Origin of the sequence: Haloferula sp. (assembly GCF_049672945.1) — a bacterium.
In the GTDB taxonomy this organism is placed as follows: Bacteria; Verrucomicrobiota; Verrucomicrobiia; order Verrucomicrobiales; family Akkermansiaceae; genus Haloferula.
Window position 1 is genome coordinate 1 of the sequence record NZ_JBATWY010000201.1, and the last position, 1,747, is coordinate 1,747.

Here is a 1,747-nt window from a genome sequence, read left to right on the forward strand (position 1 = left end):
GACTGGTGATGCCTTCAATGGCGGCAACCGATCCGTTCGGATTGAAGCGGATATCCATCGAAGGCTCACCACTGTTGTCGACATAGCGGGTCGCGATTTGGCCATTGCGGGCAAGCTCACGAAGCACTTCATCACTTGCGATGAATCGACCCTCACCATGTGATACAGGGATGACGTAACGATCGCCGATCTTGGATCCTGCGAGCCAAGGAGAGAGGTGGCTCTCCACCCGGGTTTGGACATAGCAGGAAACGTGGCGTCCGATCTCATTGTGGGCCAGAGTCGGGGCATCGGCAGAGGGCTCCCTGATCTCACCGAAGGGAACCAGCCCAGTCTTTATGAGCGCCTGAAAGCCATTGCAGATCCCAAGAATCAGCCCGTCCCGATTCTTGAGGAGGTCCATGACGGCATCGGCGACCCGCGGGTTATGAAGCACTGTGGCAATGAACTTGGCCGATCCGTCTGGCTCATCCCCGGCGCTGAATCCGCCAGGCAGCATGAGGATTTCTGAGGCTCGGATCGAGTCGGCAAGAGCCTTGAGTGACTCATCAAGGGCCTTGGGCGTGAGGTTTCTGAAAACCTGGATCGAGGGAATGGCACCTGCCTCTGAGAAGACCTTGGCCGAATCGTATTCGGAATTGGTGCCGGGAAACGCGGGGATGATCACCCGTGGTGCAGCACTCGAAGTGGGGAGGGAGCGTCGGGTTGGAGCGACCGGCTCAGTCCTCACCTCGCGCAACGGTGATGCTGACTCCGCTCGTGTCGGATAGATCGGCTCAAGGGTCGAAGTCCACGAGTCGACCAGTTCGGCCAGTGGCATTTCCTCATCGCCGGCCTTGAGATGCGCTTCGGCGAGAGTTTTCCCAATGACTTCTGCTCCGAGTTCGAGCGGAAGGGCGTCGGTATGCTCTATGAGAAACGAGAATGGACGGGCTGACAACAGATCGAGCTGAGCGGCGCTTTCAAGATCGGCCCCAATGTTATTGCCGAAGCAAGAGGTCGCAACGGCATGACCGAGGCCCGCCGATCCGATCGCCTTGACTGATAACAAACAGTCATTGGAATCGTGGAGCAACTTGGCGACTTCAAGGATCCGGGAGTAGTTCGGCAAGGACTCCTCCGTCAGTGGAATATCAACCAATGAGAGCGTCGAGCCTGTCGACTTGAACTCCGGAGAGCGAGCGCGGGACGCCAAGCCCGGCGCGAGTGCGAATGAGACCAATGTCGGGGGGACGTCCAAATCGTTGAACGAACCCGACATGGAGTCTTTCCCGCCAATGGCGGCGAGACGGAGTTCGTGTTGTGCTTCAAAGGCGCCGAGCAAGGACGCAAAAGGAAGCCCCCATCGTGTTGGGTCATCACCCAGCTTGGGGAAATATTCTTGGAGGGTCAGCCGGATGTCTGTGAGTTGCGCTCCGGCTGCGACGGCCTTGCACACCGACTCAGTCACTGCCCAAGAGGCGCCGTGGAATGGGGACCAACTGGCCACACTCGCGTTAAACCCCCAGGACATGAAGCTGCACGCATCGGTGTCACCCTCAAGCAGTGGGAGCTTCGCAACCATCGCATCGGGCGGGGTCAGTTGATGTTCGCCACCGAATGGCCACAAAACCGTGCCCGCACCCACAGAACCGTCGAAAATCTCGCCGAGACCTTTTTGTGAGGCGTGGTTGAGTTGTCCAAGGCGGCTCCTCACTCGCTGGAGCGTCGTTGTTCCTTGGGCTTCGTTTGCGGCGACAGGCTTGCC

At 58.7% G+C, this 1,747-nt stretch carries 1 protein-coding gene; it reads right to left on the reverse strand.

Features of this window, described 5'->3' with window-relative positions:
- Positions 1–1,696, reverse strand: a 1,696-nt coding sequence (locus tag WBG04_RS18255; protein WP_424316148.1) for a phosphoribosylformylglycinamidine synthase subunit PurQ, incomplete at its 3' end; no start/stop codon positions are given.
- Positions 1,697–1,747 lie beyond the last annotated feature (51 nt).